At 65.4% G+C, this 18,869-nt stretch carries 15 protein-coding genes; 4 read left to right on the top strand and 11 right to left on the bottom strand.

The genetic code is table 11. The features are described 5' to 3' along the window. Window positions 1–25 precede the first annotated feature (25 nt). Together lptM and lysA are read left to right on the top strand one after the other, a co-directional pair. A complete protein-coding gene (lptM, locus tag ACSQ25_RS22595; protein ID WP_436107885.1) occupies window positions 26–217 on the top strand; it encodes an LPS translocon maturation chaperone LptM in 192 nt (63 codons plus the stop codon). A gap of 10 nt (window positions 218–227) precedes the next feature. Continuing rightward, entirely contained in the window at window positions 228–1,505 is a 1,278-nt protein-coding gene (gene lysA, locus ACSQ25_RS22600; RefSeq protein WP_436107886.1) for a diaminopimelate decarboxylase, read from the top strand. Window positions 1,506–1,536: 31 nt separating this feature from the next. Here lysA and ACSQ25_RS22605 read toward each other — a convergent pair whose 3' ends face one another. The 5 genes from ACSQ25_RS22605 to ACSQ25_RS22625 form a co-directional block, all read right to left on the bottom strand. Continuing rightward, window positions 1,537–2,160 (bottom strand): sulfite oxidase heme-binding subunit YedZ, encoded by a 624-nt coding sequence (locus ACSQ25_RS22605; RefSeq protein WP_436107887.1) that lies wholly within the window; start codon window positions 2,158–2,160, stop codon window positions 1,537–1,539. Beyond that, window positions 2,160–3,128 carry a protein-methionine-sulfoxide reductase catalytic subunit MsrP gene (gene msrP / locus ACSQ25_RS22610; protein WP_436107888.1) on the bottom strand — a complete coding sequence of 323 codons (969 nt, stop codon included), beginning with the start codon at window positions 3,126–3,128 and terminating at the stop codon, window positions 2,160–2,162. Before msrP ends, ACSQ25_RS22605 begins: the two co-directional genes overlap by 1 nt. A 76-nt stretch (window positions 3,129–3,204) precedes the next feature. Next, window positions 3,205–4,371: a c-type cytochrome biogenesis protein CcsB gene (ccsB, locus tag ACSQ25_RS22615; RefSeq protein WP_436107889.1), complete on the bottom strand. Its 1,167-nt coding sequence runs from the start codon at window positions 4,369–4,371 to the stop codon at window positions 3,205–3,207. A gap of 21 nt (window positions 4,372–4,392) precedes the next feature. Beyond that, the gene (locus ACSQ25_RS22620; protein WP_436107890.1) at window positions 4,393–6,486 is read right to left on the bottom strand and encodes a cytochrome c biogenesis protein ResB; all 2,094 of its coding nucleotides are present in this window, start codon (window positions 6,484–6,486) and stop codon (window positions 4,393–4,395) included. Window positions 6,487–6,588: 102 nt separating this feature from the next. Next, window positions 6,589–7,248, bottom strand: coding sequence for a c-type cytochrome (locus ACSQ25_RS22625; protein WP_436107891.1), 660 nt, complete (start codon window positions 7,246–7,248; stop codon window positions 6,589–6,591). Between the two features lie 160 nt (window positions 7,249–7,408). On the opposite strand from ACSQ25_RS22625, the gene yihA reads away from it, so the two are divergent. Next, window positions 7,409–8,143 carry a ribosome biogenesis GTP-binding protein YihA/YsxC gene (yihA, locus tag ACSQ25_RS22630; RefSeq protein ID WP_436107892.1) on the top strand — a complete coding sequence of 245 codons (735 nt, stop codon included), beginning with the start codon at window positions 7,409–7,411 and terminating at the stop codon, window positions 8,141–8,143. A 36-nt stretch (window positions 8,144–8,179) separates the two neighbouring features. Beyond that, on the top strand, window positions 8,180–9,193 hold the full coding sequence (gene hemB / locus ACSQ25_RS22635; protein ID WP_436107893.1) for a porphobilinogen synthase: 1,014 nt from the start codon (window positions 8,180–8,182) through the stop codon (window positions 9,191–9,193). Between the two features lie 63 nt (window positions 9,194–9,256). Here the strand turns inward: hemB and ACSQ25_RS22640 are convergent, their stop codons facing one another. The 6 genes from ACSQ25_RS22640 to ACSQ25_RS22665 all read right to left on the bottom strand — a co-directional run bounded on the left by ACSQ25_RS22640 (window position 9,257) and on the right by ACSQ25_RS22665 (window position 18,683). Further along, window positions 9,257–10,960, bottom strand: coding sequence for a tyrosinase family protein (locus ACSQ25_RS22640; RefSeq protein WP_436107894.1), 1,704 nt, complete (start codon window positions 10,958–10,960; stop codon window positions 9,257–9,259). 240 nt (window positions 10,961–11,200) lie between these two features. Continuing rightward, window positions 11,201–12,112, bottom strand: coding sequence for a hypothetical protein (locus tag ACSQ25_RS22645; protein WP_436107895.1), 912 nt, complete (start codon window positions 12,110–12,112; stop codon window positions 11,201–11,203). Window positions 12,113–12,248: 136 nt separating this feature from the next. Next, a complete protein-coding gene (locus ACSQ25_RS22650) occupies window positions 12,249–15,341 on the bottom strand; it encodes an efflux RND transporter permease subunit (RefSeq protein ID WP_436107896.1) in 3,093 nt (1,030 codons plus the stop codon). After that, window positions 15,338–16,489, bottom strand: coding sequence for an efflux RND transporter periplasmic adaptor subunit (locus tag ACSQ25_RS22655; protein WP_436107897.1), 1,152 nt, complete (start codon window positions 16,487–16,489; stop codon window positions 15,338–15,340). Before ACSQ25_RS22655 ends, ACSQ25_RS22650 begins: the two co-directional genes overlap by 4 nt. Window positions 16,490–16,596: 107 nt before the next feature. Next, window positions 16,597–17,958: an ATP-binding protein gene (locus tag ACSQ25_RS22660; protein WP_436107898.1), complete on the bottom strand. Its 1,362-nt coding sequence runs from the start codon at window positions 17,956–17,958 to the stop codon at window positions 16,597–16,599. Continuing rightward, the gene (locus tag ACSQ25_RS22665; protein WP_436107899.1) at window positions 17,955–18,683 is read right to left on the bottom strand and encodes a response regulator; all 729 of its coding nucleotides are present in this window, start codon (window positions 18,681–18,683) and stop codon (window positions 17,955–17,957) included. The genes ACSQ25_RS22660 and ACSQ25_RS22665 overlap by 4 nt, the downstream gene beginning before the upstream one ends. Window positions 18,684–18,869 lie beyond the last annotated feature (186 nt).

Raw genomic sequence — 18,869 nt, forward strand, 5'->3', positions numbered from 1 at the left:
TGCTAATCAAACCACCATTCTAATCGTGAAGTCCAGCATCGCACTTCTTTCCAGCGCGGCCGTGCTTGCCGCCCTGGCCGGCTGTGGCCAGACGGGTCCGCTCTACATGCCGAATCCGCCCGCCAAGCCCGCCCCTGCAGCTACCGCCGCAGCGAATCCGCAGCCTGCACAACCCGTTCCTTCCAATAACGCCTCCACCCCGGCCCCTACCAAGTAAAGCCTTTTTCATGTCGCACTTCCAGTACCAGAACGGCGTCCTGCACGCCGACAGCGTCGCCCTGTCCGCCATCGCCGACCAATTCGGCACGCCGACCTACGTCTATTCGAAAACCGCCCTGCTGGACAACTTCGGCGCCTACGCCGATGCCTGCCGCGGCCGCGACGCACTGGTGTGCTACGCGATGAAGGCCAATTCGAACCTGGCCATCCTCGACCTGCTGGCGCGCCAGGGCGCGGGCTTCGACATCGTCTCGGGCGGCGAACTGCTGCGCGTGATCGCGGCCGGCGGCGACCCGCGCAAGACCATCTTCTCGGGCGTCGGCAAGACCGTCGACGAAATGAAGCTGGCGCTGGAAAAGAACATCCTGTGCTTCAACGTGGAATCCATTCCCGAGCTGCACCGCCTCAACGAGGTGGCCGGCAGCATGGGCAGGCGCGCGCCGGTGTCGCTGCGCGTGAACCCGAACGTGGACGCCAAAACCCATCCCTACATCGCGACCGGCCTGAAGGCCAACAAGTTCGGCGTGGCCTTCGACGACGCGCTCGACACCTACCGCACCGCTGCCTCGCTGCCGAACCTGGACGTGGTCGGCATCGACTGCCACATCGGCTCGCAGCTGCTGGACGATGCGCCGCTGCTGGAAGCGCTGGACAAGCTGATCGAGCTGATCGATACGCTGGCCGCTGAAGGCGTCAATCTGCACCATCTCGACATCGGCGGCGGCCTGGGCGTGAACTACGGCGCCGAAGGCGACAAGCCGCCGGTGCCGGTGGGCGACTACCTGGGCCGCCTGTTCGCCCGCATCGACGCCTGGCGCGCCGACAAGTACGAGGGCAAGCCGGTCAAGGTGATCTTCGAGCCGGGCCGCTCGATCGTGGCCGATACCGGCGTGCTGCTGACCAAAATCGAATACCTGAAGCCGGGCGTGGAAAAGAACTTCGCCATCGTCGACGCGGCCATGAACGACCTGATGCGTCCGACCCTGTACCAGGCCTGGATGGGCGTGCAGCCGGTGGTGCCGCGCGAAGGCGACAAGCTGACCTATGACGTGGTGGGTCCGGTATGCGAGTCGGGCGACTGGCTGGCGCGCGAGCGCGACCTCGCGGTGGAGCCGGGCGACCTGCTGGCGATCATGACGGCCGGCGCCTATGGCATGACCATGGCCTCGAACTACAACACCCGCGGCCGCGCGGCCGAGGTGGTCGTCGATGGCGACAAGGTCCACGTGATTCGCCAGCGCGAGAATCCGGCCGAGCTGTTTGGGCTGGAATCGATGCTGAAGTAAAAACCAAGGCCTGCAACAGCAGGCCTTTTTTTCAGGCGCGCGCCGCCTGCGTTTTCTTGGCGTAGCGCCAGTACACGCGCAATCCCAGCAGCAGCGCCACGACCAGGCCGACAATGATCGGCTCCTGGAAATCGTTCTTCCCCGCCTTCATCCACCAGAAATGCAGGATGCCCAGCGGCGCGATGAGGTAGATCAGCCGGTGCAGCCACTGCCAGCGCTTGCCGCCCAGGCGCCTGACCATCGCATTGGTGCTGGTCGCCGCCAGCGGGATGAGCAGGACGAAGGCGATGAAGCCGACCGTGATGAAGGGCCGCTTCACCACATCCTTCAGCATCGCGGCGATGTCGAAGAAATGGTCGAACCAGAAGAAGCAGGTGAAGTGCAGCAGCGCGTAGAAGAAGGCGAACAGCCCCAGCATGCGGCGCAGCTTGATCACCCAGTTCCAACCGCTCAGGCGCCGCAGCGGCGTCACCGCCAGCGTGATGCACAGGAAGTACAGGGTCCAGTCGCCGGTGCCGCGCGTGAGGAACTCGAGCGGCTCGACCGGCACCTGCTGCGCCACCAGCCAGGCCATGCGCAGGAAAGGCAGCAGCGCCAGCACGAACACGGCCGCCTTGATGGCCGTGAGCTGTTTGGGCGACGGATTGAACGCCATCAGAAGAATTTTTTGAGGTCCATGCCGCTGTACAGCGAGGCGACCTGGTCGTAGCCGTTGAACATCAGGGTCTTGCGCTTGGCCTTGAAGAAGCCGTCCTCGCCGATGCGGCGCTCGCTGGCCTGCGACCAGCGCGGATGGTCCACGTTCGGGTTCACGTTGGAATAAAAGCCGTATTCGTTCGGCGCCGAATCGTTCCACGCGGTGCGCGGCTGACGGCTCACCAGCCGGATTTTGACGATCGACTTGGCCGACTTGAAGCCATACTTCCATGGCACAATCAAACGCACCGGCGCGCCGTTCTGGTTCGGCAGCACCTGGCCGTACATCCCGACCGTGAGCAGGGTGAGCGGATGCATGGCCTCGTCCATGCGCAGGCCCTCGACGTAGGGCCAGTCGAGCACCGGGCTGCGCAGGCCCGGCATCTGCTTGTTGTCGGCCAGGGTGATGAATTCGACGTACTTGGCGTTGGCAGTGGGCTCGACCTGCTTCAGCAGGTTCGACAGCGAATAGCCGACCCAGGGAATTACCATCGACCAGCCTTCGACACAGCGCAGGCGGTAGATGCGTTCTTCCAGCGGCGCCAGCTTGGTGATGCGGTCGATGTCGAGCGTGAGCGGCTTCTTCACCTCACCCTCGATCGTCACCGTCCACGGCCGGGTACGCAGCGTGTGCGCGTTCTCGACCGGGTCGCCCTTGTCGGTGCCGAATTCATAGTAGTTGTTGTAGGAGCTGGCGTCCTTGAAGGAGGTCTGCTGTTCTTGCGTGGACAGGGCCGCGTTGCGGGTAGCGGCGAGCTTCGCTCCCTGGGCGAAGGCTTCGCGGTTGGCCATCTCCCAGATGCCGGTGCCGACCGCGGCCGTGGCGGCGATGCGGGCGATGAATTGGCGGCGGCCTTCGTAGACCTCGCGCGGCGTGATCTCGGAGGGAAGGATGATCCCGCCCTCGCCAGGTTTCTTGATCAACATGACAAACCTCACGGAGTGTGTGAGGTTTTACATTACACCACTTTCCCTTAAGGCTGCGTTAGACGGGCCGGGACGATCACAGTTCGCCGTAGGAATGCAGCCCCGACAGGAACATGTTCACGCCCAGGAAGGCGAAGGTGGTCACCAGCAAGCCCACCACCGACCACCAGGCCGCCACGCGGCCGCGCAGGCCCGACATCAGGCGCATGTGCAGCCAGGCCGCGTAGTTGAGCCAGACGATCAGCGCCCAGGTTTCCTTCGGGTCCCAGGACCAGTAGCCACCCCAGGCTTCGGCCGCCCACAGGGCGCCCAGGATGGTCGCGACCGTGAAGAAGGCGAAGCCGACCGAGATCGACTTGTACATGACGTCGTCCAGCACTTCCAGCGCCGGCAGACGGTCGGCCAGGATGCCGTGGGATTTCAGCAGGTAGGCGGTGCCGACCATCGCAGCCAGGGCGAAGGTGCCGTAGCCGATGAAGTTGGCCGGCACGTGAATCTTCATCCACCAGCTCTGCAGGGCCGGCACCAGCGGCTGGATCTGGGCGGCGTCGCGCGACACCGTGTACCACAGCAGGAAGCCGACTGCGGCCGAGATGATCAGCAGCACGAAGGGGCCCAGCTGGCGGGTGGCGTAGCGCTGCTCGTAATACAGGTAGAACAGCGCGGTGATCAGCGAGAACAGGATGAATACTTCATACAGGTTCGACACCGGGATGTGACCCACGTCCGGCCCCAGCAAGTAGGACTCGTACCAGCGCACCATCATGCCGGTGGCACCCAGCACCACGCCCGCCCAGCACAGCTTGCTGCCGATCGAGCCGCCGAATGCCGAACGGCTGACCAGGCCCAGCCAGTAGAACACGGTCGAGAACACGAACAGCGCGCTCATCCACAGGATGGCGGACTGGCTCGACAGCATGTATTTCAGGAAGAATTTCTGGTTGGCGGCATCGATGGCGCCGCCGTACTGCGAGATCGCCCACAGCGACAGCACGGCGACCAGCGGCAGCAGCCAGCGCATCGGCTTCCAGTGCCAGCCCAGCAGCGCGAAGGTCGGCGCGGTGAGGACCAGGATCACCTGCTCGTAGATGTCCATGTGGTGGGCGTAGCGGTTCAGCGCGAACAGCGCGGCCGCCAGCAGGGCGGCGCCGTACAGCCAGTCGATCGCGTTCAGGCTGCGGAAAAATCCCGGCTGCTGGACATAGGCCTTGGTCTGGCCGGCTTGTGTTTGCGACAGTTCCATCGTGGTCTCCTTGCCGCGGCTTCAAGCCGGCTGCGGCAGTTTTTCTTTCAAATCGTCGAATTCGCGCTCGAAGTCGAGCGTCTTGCGCTGGGTGCTCATGGCCATCAGCGCATGGGCGCCACCCTCAGTATCGCGCAGCCACACCCAGATGCGCCGTTCACGAATATAAAACATTGCGAACACGCCCGCCACCAGCAGCAGGCAGCCAAAGTAGACGATGTTCTTGCCCGGCGAACGCGTCATCTGCAGCACGGAGGCCTTGACCTCGACAAACTCTTCCAGCTGCAGGTAGACCGGGGCGCCGTAGAACACGCTGTCCGACAGGGCATTCGTGGCCAGCTGCAGGAAGCGGCCGTTGGCTTCGGTCGGCTCGACCGGCGCCAGGCCGGCGCGCGCATTGGCGGCCTGCCACAGCTCCCACAGGGCGCCGTTGAGCATCTTCATGAAGATGGTGGCGGCCTTTTCCTGCTCCGCCTGCGGAATCTTTTCCAGGAATTGCGACACGCCGATGAAACCGCCACGGCCGCCCTCGCCGGAGAAGATCGCCAGCGTGCGGCCGGCGGATTCTTCCAGCTGCGCCGCCAGCCCGCCCTGCGCAAGCTGCTCCGGCGCCAGCGCCCGCGCCGCATAGCGCCTGGCCGCCTCGCTGCGCAGCGCCGGGTCGGCCAGCGCGGCGCGCAGGCGCATCCAGGTGCGCACGCTGTACTCGCTGTCGGCCGGAATGCGCAAGAAGCTGAAGTTTTCCGAAGGATTGCTGCGCACGCCGGCCAGGTAGACCTGGGCGCCCTCGAGGGTCAGCGGCTGCATGTAGTTCATGAACTCGCGCGCCTGGCCGGTCTTGTCGCGCAGCTTGTACTGCACGCTCGGGCCGACGTTCTTGAGATCCTTGGCGCCATCGTTCTTCGCCGCCGAGCCGGAGGCCTTGCCCAGTGTGCTGGCGAACTGCTCGTTGAACGAGGTGTTTTTCGCGACCGCGCGGGCGTCCTGATTCGCGGCAATGTTCTCGACGTTGAACGGACGGAAGCCCGACCATTCGACCGACCAGGTCTCGCCGCCCTGCTTCAGTTCGGTGGCCGAGCCGACCGTGCCCTCGATCTGGAAAGCCTTGTCGGCCGTGCCGCTCATCGGGAAACCGGTGAGCTTGAGCTTGCTGCCGCCATCGTCGAAGCTCGACTGGTAGACGGCGATGCCCTTGTAGATCAGCGGATGGTTGACCTTGATCGTGGCCGGGAAGGTCTTGCCGGTCTCGCTGTCGCGCACCAGCACGTCGCTGGCGAACAGCTTGGGCATGCCGGTCGAGTAGAAATCGATGTGGAACTTTTCCAGCTTGATCGAGAACGGCAGCTCCTGCACCAGCACGCCCGCGGCCTGGGGCAGCAGCGCCGTATTGCTGGTCTGGCCTTCGGCGATCAGGGTATTGCCGCGGAAGCTGGGGTTCGACGTGCCCAGGCGGTGCTGGGCCGGGATGTCGGCGATCACGCCGCTGCCGCCGAAGGGCGTCTTGCCGAGGAACCACTGCTGGAACTTGACCGGGAGTTCCGAGTCGAGCATGCCGCCCAGCAGGATCACGATGATGGCGCTATGCGCGAAGATGTAGCCGAACTTGTTGCCGGCGCCCTTCTTGGCCGCCACCAGCAGGCCGCCGTCCTTCTCGACCAGCTTGACGGCATAGCCGGCATGGCGCAGGCGTTCGGCGGTCTGGGCGGCAAGAAGGGTGCGGGCCAGCGGCGCGCTCCACTCGGCTTTGTGGTGGAAGTTGCGCAGCGATTCTTCGCGCACGTGCTCGCGCCAGCTGCGCATGTCGCGCACCATCTTCGGCGCATTGCGCACCACGCACAGGGCGGTGGAGAGGATCAGGACGACCAGGATCAGCAGGAACCACCAGCTCGAGTACACGCTGTACAGGCCGAGCTTGGCGAACACCTCGAACCAGAACGGCCCGAACTGGTTCACGTAGTTCGGCATCGGCTCGTTCTGCTTGAGGACGGTGCCGATGACCGAGGCGATGGCGACGATCGTCAGCAGGCTGATGGCGAAGCGCATCGAGGACACCAGCTCGACCGCTTCGGCGAACCCGCGGCGGCGGGTGTTCAGTTCAATTCCGGTGGTACGCATGTTCCACTACTTCCGTAAAGCGCCAGCAAATCCGACGAGCATACAGCAAAAAGGGCAGCCAGCTCAGCGCCGCCGCCCTTCGTTCTTACGTTCCTGCGCTGCTTATTTGAGGCCTGCGATATAGTCGGATACCGCCTTCATTTCTTCCGGCGACATGCGCTGTGCGAGCGTGGTCATCTGGATGCTGTTCTTGCGGGTGCCGTTCTTGAAGGCGTCCAGCTGGGCGTAGGTATAGTCCTGGTGCTGGCCCGACAGGCGCGGGTACTGGGCCGGGATGCCGCCGGCGGTGGCGCCGTGGCAGCTGGCGCAGGCGGCGACGCCCTTCTCGGCGATGCCGCCGCGGTAGATCTTGCGGCCCAGCTCGACGGTGTCCTTGTTCTTGGCGGCGCCCGGCTTGACCTTCTGGGTGGCGAGGTAGGCGGCGATGTGACGCTTCTCGTCCTCGGTCAGCATCTTGGCATAGGTCGTCATGACCGGGTTCTGGCGGTTCGGGGTGGTGAAGTCGACCAGCTGCTTGTGGGTGTAGTCTGCGATCTGGCCCGAGAGTTTCGGGTTGGCGACGATGGTCGAGTTGCCGGCGGCGCCATGGCAGGACATGCAGGCAGGCAGGCCGCGCGCGGCGTCGCCCGCATCGTAGAGGGTTCCGCCCTTGGCCGGGTCGGCCTTGGCGACGGCGGTTGGCGTAGCCGCGGAGGCACTATTGCACAGGACCAGGCTTGCAACCAACAAGGACTTCAAAAGCGGAAACGTCAAACGATTCATTCAAGCACCCTGAAAAAGTCAAAAACAGAATTTTGGATTTACAGTGAAACAGTGCAGCAGCCTTCTTGGTACTCCCCCGGAGCGGAGCATGGTTCAACCCCTTATTGTACAATAGCTTTGTTTCCTCATCGCCATTTCGTTGTCATTTACACCTTCCCTTATGTCCAGACTTTGGCAGGCCCGGTTCTTTACGACCGTTAATCAGTTGCGCGATCTCCCTGGCACGGAAGTGCCCGAAATCGCCTTCGCCGGCCGCTCGAATGCGGGCAAATCCACGGCGATCAACATTCTCACCAACCAGAAGGGCCTGGCGTTCGCCTCGAAGACGCCCGGCCGCACCCAGCACATCAATTACTTTTCGATCGGCGGCGCTCACGTGGGCCAGCACCGCAAGGACGCGGTCCGGGTCGACGAGATCGAAGCGCTGCTGGTCGACCTGCCGGGCTACGGCTACGCCGAAGTGTCCGGCAACGCCAAGCTGCACTGGCAGAAGCTGCTGGGCGACTACGTCCAGCGCCGCGAGCAGCTGGCCGCGCTGGTCCTGATCATGGATTCGCGCCGTCCCTTCACCGACCTCGACATCCAGATGCTCGAATGGTTCGCCCCTACCGGCAAGCCGATCCACTGCATCCTGACCAAGGCGGACAAGCTCAACCAGAACGAAAAGACCAACGCCCTGCGCCAGGCGCGGCAAATCCTCGACAGCTACGTCGACGAGGAAGGCGAAGGCTTCCCCTTCACGGTGCAGCTGTTCTCGGCGCTCAAGCGCATCGGCATCGAGGAAGCGGACGCCAAGATCCTCGAACTGCTGGGGCTGGACGGCGAAGCGCCGGAAGCCGGCGGCACCGACGAGGATTCGGCAGCCGCTCCTGATTCGGATTCGGATTCGGAATAATCCTTCAGACTCAGCACTGGACCGCATTGGATTGATATGACCATCATCACCCCCGCCACCTACCCTGCCGCCCGCATGCGCCGCATGCGCCGCGATCCCTTCTCGCGCGCCCTGATGCGCGAGAACGTCGTCACCGCCTCGGACCTGATCTATCCGGTCTTCATCCTCGAGGGCGAGAACCAGCGCCAGCAGGTGGCCTCGATGCCGGGCGTGGAGCGGGTGTCGGTGGACCTGCTGCTGAAGGTGGCCGAGGAATGCGTGGCCCTGGGCATCCCGATGCTGGCCCTGTTCCCGGTCTGCGATCCCGCGCTCAAGACCTATGACGGCATTGAAGCGACCAACCCGGAAGGCCTGGTGCCGCGCGCCGTGCGCGAACTGAAGCGTCGGTTCCCGGAACTGGGCATCATGACCGACGTGGCGCTCGATCCCTACACGACCCACGGCCAGGACGGCCTGCCGGACGAGAACGGCTACATCGTCAACGAGAAGACCATCGAGATGCTGATTCGCCAGGCGCTGGCGCAGGCCGAGGCCGGCGTCGACGTGGTGGCGCCCTCGGACATGATGGATGGCCGGATCGGAGCAATCCGCAACGCCCTGGAAGCGAACGGCCACATCCACACCCGCATCATGGCCTATTCGGCCAAGTACGCATCGAGCTTCTATGGCCCCTTCCGCGACGCGGTCGGCTCGGCCGCCAACCTGGGCAAGGCCGACAAGAACACCTACCAGATGGACCCGGCCAACAGCGACGAAGCCCTGCGCGAAGTCGCGCTCGACCTGGCCGAAGGCGCCGACATGGTGATGGTCAAGCCGGGCATGCCCTACCTGGACGTGGTGCGCCGCGTGAAGGACGAGTTCAAGGTGCCGACCTTCGCCTACCAGGTCAGCGGCGAGTACGCGATGATCAAGGCGGCGGCGCAGAACGGCTGGCTGGACCATGACAAGGTCATGATGGAATCGATGATGGCCTTCAAGCGCGCCGGTGCCGACGGCGTGCTGACCTACTTCGCGCTGGACGTGGCGCGCAAGCTGAAGGCGCAGGGCTGAGCAGCTCCCCTCTCACGAGAAACCGCGCTCGGTTCACACTCAGCGCGGTTTTTTCTTGCCCCGTCAGTAAGCCTGGACGTTCACCGCCAGCAGCTCCACCGCCTCGCCATGGGCCGTATCGTGATGATGATGGTCATGGCCATCCTCATGGCAATCCGGCCCGCACATCGGCACGATGCGCAGCTGGATGCTGCCGTCCGCCGGCATCGATTGGCGCAGCTTGTCGCTTAGCGGCAAGGTATAGGTCAGGGCGCCGTGGGTGCCGCGGTGGCCGAACATCATGATGGTTGCCAGGTAATGGGGGCTGGACGCATCCACGTGCGACAAATCGTCCGGCCCATTGAGGATCACCATGTAGGCGTCGTGCGACATCTGGGGGAAGTTCAGGGTGACGTTGGCCACCAGCACCTGGCCGCTCGTCCTGACCGCATCGACCATGGTGCCGGGCAAGCGCACGTTCGCCGTGGCCGGTTGCGCCCTGTCGACCCGCCGCCTGAGCACGCTGCCCTCGACGACCTGCCCGCGCATCGCTTTCCCGCGCGGGACGGCCACCGCCGCCGGAACCGCGTCGTCGCCGGAACCCTGCTCGTAGCCATAGTCGAAGGCGCTCATCGCGGTGTAGTCCTCGGTCCGGGTCCTGGTCACGGGCCTGCCTTCCTTGTCAACGAAGAACAGGAAGTTCTGACGCGCCCAGCGGTAGTAATCGGTCGCGCGTTCCGCCGCCGATTTCTCTGCGTCCGGCAAATCGGTGCGCAGCTCGGCACCGGCCGGCAGGTGCGGCAGGCCAAGGCGCATCTGGCGGCGGGCCCAGACTTCCCACAGCCGGTCGATGTTGCCGTGGTGGAGGAAGAAGATCGGATCCACCGGGGACAGCATGCTGGCCATGAAGCCGCGCGTCTCGACGAAATTGCAGTCGCGCGAACCCACACAGCGGTGAATCGAATTGTGGGGCCGGGCTTCCAGGATGCCGAAACCGGCCGAGGTGCTGTGATTCGCTGTCTTCGGGCTGCCGAAGGTGGGGAAATCGGGCGCCGCCAGCGCGGCCTGGATCGTGGCCGGGGAGCAGGCGTCGGCCGTGGCCAGCGAGAAGCCGGGCTGCTCGCGCCGGATGCCGCGCGCGCCCGGCTGGTCGAAGAACATGCGGCCGCGCGGATCGGTCACCATGTCGAACATCACGTCCTGCTCGAAGCGGATGCGGCGCGTCAGCAGCTGGCTGAGCTGCGAACGGGGATTGAAGCTCCCGCCGGGCAGCGACCAGTAGCCGGCGCCTTCGAGCACGCCGCTCAGGGCGCGCTGGAAATCGCCGGCGGTCGCCGTGTAGGCCGCGTGGTTGGGGTCGAGCACGTCGTCGAACATGCCGGCCGGGACTTTCTGCTCCGCGGTCCAGTCCCAGTACGGCAGGGCGAATTGCGGATCGCCGCTCAGGTCGCGGCAGATCTGTTCGAACCAGCCGAGGTAGGCGCGGTGCCATGGCAGGAACCACCAGTTGCCGTGCGGGCAGTCCAGCGTGTGGATGATGGCCTGGCGGTACCAGTTGCGCGGATCCTCGGGCGGCAGGGCCAGCATGGCGCGCACGGCCTTGGCATAGCTTTTCAGCATGCGCGCACCATGCGGGCCCGACGCATTGTAGCGGCGGTAGCGTGGCGCCGGTGTGTTGGCAAGGGCCACGCCGCCAAGCGGCAGCATGCTGGTGCAGAGGGCGAGGCTGGCCGCTTTCAGGGTGGCGCGGCGCGACTGATTGCACACCTCGTATGGCTTGTCGATCATGACGTGCTCTCCGGTAGAGTGTGAACGATGCCCGGAGGCAGTCCCCGGACATGGCTGGCCTATCCGGATCGGTAGGCGTAAATACAGCCTAAGCGCTTCAGTTCGCTTGTCATATGGGCAAGCACAACAGTCCTTAGCGCCGGACTATTGCGCCAGATTGAACGCGTTTCTTGAGTGCAGGTATGCGAGGAGAACCGGCCTGTCTTCACGGCCGCTTGGGTCTGCTACGAGGAATGCTGCTTAGCGCCACTGCGGTGGCGGCTTGTACTCCGGGAACATTTCCTTGAACAGGAAAGTCATCAGGGCATCGGTATCCTGGGGCCGCGCGCTCAGCTTGACGATGCGTCCCAGCCGGTGCGAGTCCCATTCGAAGTCGCCGGTCTTTTCGCGGCGGATCAGTTCGATCATCTTCTTGACCACGGCGATCTCGACGTCCGGCTCGCTGCCCTGCTCCACCGTCACCTGCGTCAGCCAGCGGCGCTGGAAGTTCGGGTTCCAGCCGCGGAACTTCAGGTCCATGCTGTGGAAAGTCTTGTTCGAGATCGAGAACACGCCGCCGCTCTCGTTGCGGTCTTCGCGGCCGCGGCCGTTGATGGCGGCGACGTTGGCCAGTGCATTGCGCATGCCCTTCGCCGCGTCGCTTTCCTCGGCCGCCGGCTGCTCGCTGCCGGTTGCCGCGCCGCGCTGGCGGCGGCGCGCATTGATGAAGTCCTGCATGTCGACCGGCTTTTGCTCGTCGAACTTCTGCGGCGGCTTCGTTTCCTTGACCGGCTCTTCCGGCGGCGTGGTGATGGTGTCCGGCAAGCGGGCGATCTCGATCCGCTCCTGGCGCGGCACCGGGATGGAGGGCATCGGCAAGGGTTTCGGCGCCTGCGCTCGCGGCGCCTCCGCCGGTTTTTGTTGCATTGGTGCGACGTAGACCACCTTGCCCTCGTCGCCCGAGGCCGGCTTGGCCTGCTTCGCATCCTTGTCAGGCTGGAACAACCAGATCACGACCAGCAGGACGTGCAGCAGGATCGTGCCGACCAGCGCCGGGCGGTTCAGTCCCTTGCGGCCGTACGTGAGCACCGGGCGGCCCCGCATCGGCAGTGGCTGGCCGCAGTGGGCGCACACGTCGCTGTGCTCTTCGTAGATGTGGGAATGGTCACGCAAGGTCGAACGGGTTCCTGGCTGTCAATAAAGCTGCACGAGAGCCGCAGTCTAACCGTTTTATGGCAGCGGCGCAGCTTAGGGGAAGCTTAGCGTTGCCGGAAAACGGCAGGCGAAGTAGTCCGCCTGCAGGTTTCCATCAGTGTGCCGCTTCCAGCTTGGCCAGTTGCCGGTCCGTCATCGGGCCGGTACCGCTGTACTTGTCGAGGTACAAATAGATCACCGGGGTGATGTACAGGGTGATCACCTGCGAGAAGATCAGGCCGCCCACCACCGCCAGGCCGAGCGGCTGGCGCAGCTCGGCGCCGGCGCCGATGCCCAGCGCGATCGGCAGCGCGCCCATCATCGCCGCCAGGGTCGTCATCAGGATCGGGCGGAAGCGCAGGATGCAGGCCTCGCGGATCGCGTCCTGCGGCTTCATGCCCTGGTTACGCTGGGCGTCGAGGGCGAAGTCGATCATCATGATCGCGTTCTTCTTGACGATACCGATCAGCATCAGGATGCCGATCATGGCGATCAGGGTCAGGTCCATGTCGAAGATCCACAAGGTCAGCAGCGCCCCCACCGCCGCCGACGGCAGGCCGGCCAGGATGGTGAGCGGGTGGATGTAGCTCTCGTAGAGCACGCCCAGCAGCACGTAGATCACGCCGATGGCGGCGATGATCAGGATGAGCTGGCTCGACTGGGTGTCCTTGAACACCGCCGCGTCGCCGCCGTAGTTGGTGATGATCGAGGCCGGCAGCTTCATGTCGCGGCCCATCTGCTCGATGGCGGCGGTGGCGTCGCCCAGCGGCACATCCGGCGCCAGGTTGAACGCCAGCGTGATCGCCTGCAGCTGGCCCTGGTGGTTGACCGCCAGCGGGCCGACCGTGCGCTTGACGGTGGCGAAGCTCGACAGTTTCACCAGGTCGCCGTTCTTGGAACGCACCGAGACCCGCGACAGCGCTTCGTCGTAGTAGCGGTCGACGGCCGCCGCTTCCAGGATCACGTAGTAGCTGGCCGCGGTCGAGTAGATGGTCGAGACCTGGCGTTCGCCGAAGGAGGCATACAGCACGGTGCGGATGTCGGCCATCTCCACGCCCAGCAGCGCCGCCTTGTCGCGGTCGATGTCGATGGTGGCCTGCAGCGCCTTGTTCTGCGAGTCGCTGGTGACGTCGCGGAAGCGCTGGTCGGCGCGCATGCGCTCGAGGAACTGGTCGGCCCAGCCGCCGATTTCGCCGCCCGACACGCTCTGCAGCGTGTACTGGTAGCGGCTCTTGGATTGGCGGCCGCCCAGCTGCAGGTTCTGCACCGGCGACAGGAAGACCTGCACGCCGGCAACTTGGCGCGTGGCCTTGCGCAGCTCGTCCACGACGAGCGACATCGGCGGGCGCTCGGCGCGCGGCTTCAGCACCAGGAACATGCGGCCGGTGTTGCCGCCGCCGCTGAAGGAGGTGACGTTCTGCACGTGGGGATTGGCGCGCACGATGTCCACCACCTGGGCCTGCAGCTTCATCAGCGCCAGCGAGGACGTGTCTTCGGAAGCCTCGACCGTCACGCGGAGCTGGCCGATGTCTTCTTCCGGGAAGAAGCCTTTCGGCATGGTCGTGTACAGCACGGCGGTCAGCACCACGGTGCCGAGTGCCAGCATCAAGACCAGGAAGCGGTGGCGCAGCGCCATGTCGAGGGTGCGGGCGTAGCCGTCGCGCACGTTGGTGAACATCGCCTCGAAGCGGCGGCCGACCCAGGACATTTCCTTGGGGTCGACGTGGCCGCCATGCTTGATCAGGCGCGAGCACAGCATCGGCACCAGGGTCAGCGAGACCACGGCCGAGACCAGCACCGCCAGGCCGACGATCACCGCGAACTCGCGGAACAGCAGGCCGATTACGCCCGGCATGAAGAAGATCGGAATGAACACCGCCACCAGCGAGATCGAGATCGAAATGATGGTAAAGCCCATCTCGCGCGAACCGACCAGGGCCGCCTGCATCGGCTTCTTGCCCATCTCCATGTGGCGCACGATGTTCTCCAGCACCACGATGGCGTCGTCGACCACCAGGCCGACCGCCAGGGTGATGCCGAGCAGCGAGATGTTGTCGAGGCTGTAGCCGAAGGCGTACAGCAGGGACAGCGCGCCCAGCAGCGAGATCGGCACGGTGACGGCCGGGATGAAGGTCGCGGTCAGGCGATGCAGGAACAGGAAGATCACCAGGATGACCAGCACGATGGTGCCGGCCAGGGTCAGGTTGACGTCGTGGATCGCTTCGCGGATCGAGACCGAACGGTCGTTGACAAGGTGGATCTTGATCGACTGCGGCAGCTGGGTCTCGAAGCGCGGCATCAGCTCGCGCACGGAGTCGACCACCTGCACGGTATTCGCGTTCGGCTGGCGCTGCACCATCAGCACGATCGAGCGTTCGCCGTTCAGGCTGCCCGTGGCCTTGACCGACTGGTAGCTGTCCTCGACCTCGGCGATGTCACGCAGGCGCACCGGCAGGCCGTCGCGGGTGGCGACGATCAGGCCGGCGAAGTCGGCGGCGCGCATCAGCTGGCCGCCGCCCTGGATGGTCAGGGTCTGGGTCGGACCGTCCAGGATGCCGAGCGGGGTGATCGAATTCGCCGAACGCAGCGCCGTGGCCAGCTCGGACATCGAGATGTTGCGCGCATTCATCAGATCGTGTTTCGCGCGCACCCGCACCGCGAAGCGCTTGCCGCCGTTGACCGTCACCTGGGCGATGCCCGGCAGGGTCGAAATCGCCGGCGAGACCAGGTTTTCCGCGTAGTCATTCAGCTCCGACAAGTCCATCGACGGCGAGGTCATGTGCATGAACAGGATCGGGGCGTCGGCCGGATTGATCTTGCGGTAGGACGGCAGGTCGGTCATTTCCTGCGGCAGCTGGCGCTGGACCTGCAGCAGCGCGGCCTGCACGTCCACGGCGGCCTGGTTGACGTCGATCGATTCGTCGAACTCGAGCGTCAGCGAGGTGTTGCCCTGGGTGTTGGTCGAGCTGATCATCTTGATGCCGGCGATGGTCGCGAACTGCTTTTCCAGCGGCAGCGCGACCGACGAGGCCATGTTCTCCGGGCTGGCGCCCGCGAGGTTGGCGTTGACGTTGATGACCGGCGTGTTATAGCTCGGCAGCGCCGCGACCGGGATGTGCATGTAGGCCAGGACGCCGACCAGGATCAGGCTGATCGACATCAGGACCACCATCACGGGACGGCGGATACATAGTTCCGACAGGTTCATGCCTTGTCACCCTTCTTGGCACCGGCGAGGCGTACCTTGCCGCCCGGACGCAGGTTCTGCTTGCCCTCGGTAATGACCTTCTCGCTCCCTTGCAGACCGGTCACGGCAGCATACTCGCCGAAGCCGTGCAGGCGCGCCACCTTGACCTGTTTCGCTTCGTTGCCCTCGCCCACCACGTAGACGAAGGTGCCCTGGGTGCTGGTGATGATCGCGTTCTGCGGAATCACGACGGCGTCGCGGATGGTCTGGACCGTGACGCGGGTGCTCACGTACTGGCCCGGCCACAGGCTGGATTCCGGATTGGCGAACTGGGCTTTCACGCGGATGGTGCCGGCGGCCGGGTCGACCGCGTTGTCGACGAACTTCAGCTCGCCGATGACCGGCTTGGCGTCGCCGCCGGTCGAGGCCTGGACCGCCACCTTGCCTGCGCGCTGCGCCGTCAGCAGTGCGCCGAGCGCGGATTCCGGCATGTTGAACGAGACGTCGATCGGATCCAGCTGGGTGATGGTGGTCAGCGAGGTGGCCGGCTGCACCAGGGCGCCGGGATGGATGTCGATGGCGCCGACGCGGCCCGACATCGGGGCGCGGATGCTGGTGTAGCTGGCGCTGACCTGGCTGGCGCGCGAGGCTGCGGTATTGCTCTGCACAAGGGCACGGGCCGCGTCGACCTGGCTCTTGAGGGAGTCGACGGCGCTCTGGGACAGGAAACCCTGGGAGGACAGTTCCTGGCTGCGCTTGTACTGGCGCTCGAGGTCGGCCAGGGTGGCGCGGTTCTGCGCCACTTGCGCTTCGGCACGGGCGACGTTGGCGCGGTCGGCGCGGTCGTCGAGCGAGAACATGAGCTGGCCTTCCTTGACGAACTGGCCTTCGCGGATATGCACCTGGCGGATGGTGGCGGTGGTCTGCGGATGCAGGTCGACGGTGCGCACCGGGGTCACGGTGCCGTTCGCGGACAGCTCGACGCCGACGTCCTGGCGCTGCGGCGCGATCACGTTGACGGTGGTCGGCGGCATGCCGCCCTTGCCGCCCGGGCCTTTGCCGCCCTGGCCATTGTCGGCGTGGGCGCCGTCACCCTTGTTCAGGTACCAGGCACCGGCGACGGCCAGCGCCACGACACCCACGATGAATCCCGCGTTCTTCTTTTTCATGTTCGTCCCTTGCCGCCAGTCCCTGCGGCTCTTTCTCTTGTGTTAAGCGCCCTGCGCCGCGCTGCATTCTCGCACGGCCATGTATCAGGATTGTGTATTCAGTATGATTACTTGTTCGGGTAATACTCGGGCAGCACCAGCGTCACTTCCAGGCCGCCTTCCGGATGGTTGGCCAGCGCGATGCTGCCGCCATGCTGTTCGGCGATGTTGCGGGCGATGGTCAGGCCGAGGCCGGTACCACCCGACTCGCGCGAGCGCGAGGTTTCGACGCGGTAGAACGGGTCGAACACCCGGCCCAGCTCGCCCGCCGGGATGCCGGGGCCGCTGTCGCGGATGCGCACGCGCGCCGCGCCGCCCATACGCTCGACGCAGACGCGTGCATCGCGGCCGTACTTCACCGCGTTGTCGATCAGGTTGCCGAGGCAGCGGCGCAGGTCCAGCGGTCGGCCCAGCAGGGCAATGCCGGCCTGCCCCTTCAGTGCCACCTGCTGGCCGGCATCGACGGCATCGGCGCACACGGCCTCGAGCAGCGAATCGAGGTCGAGCATCTGCATGTTCTCGGTGGTGTCCATGCTGCGCGCCAGCACCAGGCCTTCGCGCACCATTTCCTGCATGGCCGACAGGTCGCCGATCAGGCGTTCCTGCAATTCCGTGTCCGACACCTTCTCCAGGCGCAGGCGCATGCGGGTCAGCGGCGTCTGCAGGTCATGCGTGATCGCCGCCAGCATCTGGGTACGCTGGAAGATGTACTGGCGGATCCGCGCCTGCATCGCATTGAAGGCGGCGCTGGCCTGGCGGATCTCGCTGGCGCCGGTCAGTTCGAGCGGCGCGCGGTTGATGTCATGGCCCAGGTCCTGGGCGGCCCGCGCCAGCACCTTGAGCGGGCGGGTGGTCATGCGCGCCACCACGTAGGCCAGCGCGGCAATACTGAACAGGAACAGGCCGATGGTGGTGCGGTAGTCGGTCTCGGGACCGGTGATGGCGGTGCGCGGGGGCAGTACCGACAGGCGCAGTTCCTCGCCGTCGCGCAGGCGCACGTTGAGCATCTCGCAGGCGCCGCGCCACTGCACGCTCAGCAGGCCGTACAGCACCGGCAACTGGTGCGGCATCTCGCACGAGGCCGGGCGGCTGGCCGCCGAGGTGATGCCGTAGCCGTCGCCCAGGCGCGCCGCCAGCGCGCGGGCGAAGCCGGTCGGCACGCCGGCCAGCGGCTCGGGCGCCCCGACTTCCAGGCGCAGGCCGGGACGGTTGGCCACCGACAGGTAGACCGAACGCGCCGAGGTCGGCACGATTTCGGTGGCCATCACCAGTTGTTCGGCGCGCTCGAGCACGTGCTGGTCGCGCTGCTGCTGGACCACCCGCTGGCGCTCGAGGTCGGCGGCCAGCTGGGTCAGTGCTGCCGAGATCAGGATACCGAGCAACAGCGTGATGAATACGCGCCCCGTCATCGATCCGAGGAAAGCTTTCACGCGGACGGCTCCACCGTCACCTGGCCGGCCAGCACGTAGCCGCCGTTGCGCACGGTCTTGATGATCTGCGGCATGCGTGCGTCTTCGCCCAGCTTCTGGCGCAGGCGGCTGATCTGGATGTCGATCGAGCGGTCGAAGGGGTCGGCGTCGCGGCCCTGGGTGAGGTTGAGCAGCTGGTCACGGTTGAGCACGCGGTTCGGGTGCTCCAGGAAGACGCGCAGCAGGCGGAACTCGGCGCCCGACAGCATGATGACCACGCCCTGCGGGTTGAGCAGGTGGCGCGCGGTGAGGTCGAGGGTCCAGCCGGAGAAACGCATCTGCTGCACGCTCTCGGACGGGGCATTGGACGGCATCGCGTGCGAGCGGCGCAGCACGCTGCGGATGCGCGCCAGCAGTTCGCGCGGCTCGAAGGGTTTCGGCAGGTAGTCGTCGGCGCCCATCTCGAGGCCGAGGATGCGGTCGAGCGGCTCGCTGCGGGCGGTCAGCATGATGACCGGCAGGCTGGAGGTGGCGCGCAGCTTGCGGCACAGGGTCAGGCCATCGTCGCCCGGCATGTTCAGGTCGAGCACGATGAGGTCGGGGCGGGCGTCGTCGAGGGCCTTCCACATGCCGGTGCCGTCGGCGGCCGACATGGTGCGGTAGCCGTTCGATTCCAGGTAGTCGGCGAGCAGGGTGCGGATGTCGCGGTCGTCGTCGACGATCAAGATCGTAGAGGGATTGTCCATAACCGCAATTATCCGCATCTATGGGAAGCATGGACAGCGGTTTTGTATCGGCTTGTATATGCCGATAGGCCCGAAACATATTGATACAAAGTATCGGACAGGGGAAATTCCTCGGTTACAGTTTAGGTCGATGATGGGAACCGTGCAGCGAGCAGTCCGGATGCAAAGTGCACACCCACCAGACTC

The sequence above is a fragment of the Massilia sp. LjRoot122 genome (assembly GCF_964252725.1).
GTDB lineage: Bacteria > Pseudomonadota > Gammaproteobacteria > Burkholderiales > Burkholderiaceae_D > Telluria.

Coding starts and splice junctions, on each gene's coding strand:
- ACSQ25_RS22605 (WP_436107887.1), bottom strand. CDS start 2,160: ATGGCGTTCAATCCGTCGCCCAAACAGCTCACGGCCATCAAGGCGGCC.
- ACSQ25_RS22655 (WP_436107897.1), bottom strand. CDS start 16,489: ATGAAAAAGAAGAACGCGGGATTCATCGTGGGTGTCGTGGCGCTGGCC.
- hemB (WP_436107893.1), top strand. CDS start 8,180: ATGACCATCATCACCCCCGCCACCTACCCTGCCGCCCGCATGCGCCGC.
- ACSQ25_RS22650 (WP_436107896.1), bottom strand. CDS start 15,341: ATGAACCTGTCGGAACTATGTATCCGCCGTCCCGTGATGGTGGTCCTG.
- ACSQ25_RS22620 (WP_436107890.1), bottom strand. CDS start 6,486: ATGCGTACCACCGGAATTGAACTGAACACCCGCCGCCGCGGGTTCGCC.
- lysA (WP_436107886.1), top strand. CDS start 228: ATGTCGCACTTCCAGTACCAGAACGGCGTCCTGCACGCCGACAGCGTC.
- ACSQ25_RS22640 (WP_436107894.1), bottom strand. CDS start 10,960: ATGATCGACAAGCCATACGAGGTGTGCAATCAGTCGCGCCGCGCCACC.
- msrP (WP_436107888.1), bottom strand. CDS start 3,128: ATGTTGATCAAGAAACCTGGCGAGGGCGGGATCATCCTTCCCTCCGAG.
- ACSQ25_RS22665 (WP_436107899.1), bottom strand. CDS start 18,683: ATGGACAATCCCTCTACGATCTTGATCGTCGACGACGACCGCGACATC.
- ACSQ25_RS22625 (WP_436107891.1), bottom strand. CDS start 7,248: ATGAATCGTTTGACGTTTCCGCTTTTGAAGTCCTTGTTGGTTGCAAGC.
- yihA (WP_436107892.1), top strand. CDS start 7,409: ATGTCCAGACTTTGGCAGGCCCGGTTCTTTACGACCGTTAATCAGTTG.
- ccsB (WP_436107889.1), bottom strand. CDS start 4,371: ATGGAACTGTCGCAAACACAAGCCGGCCAGACCAAGGCCTATGTCCAG.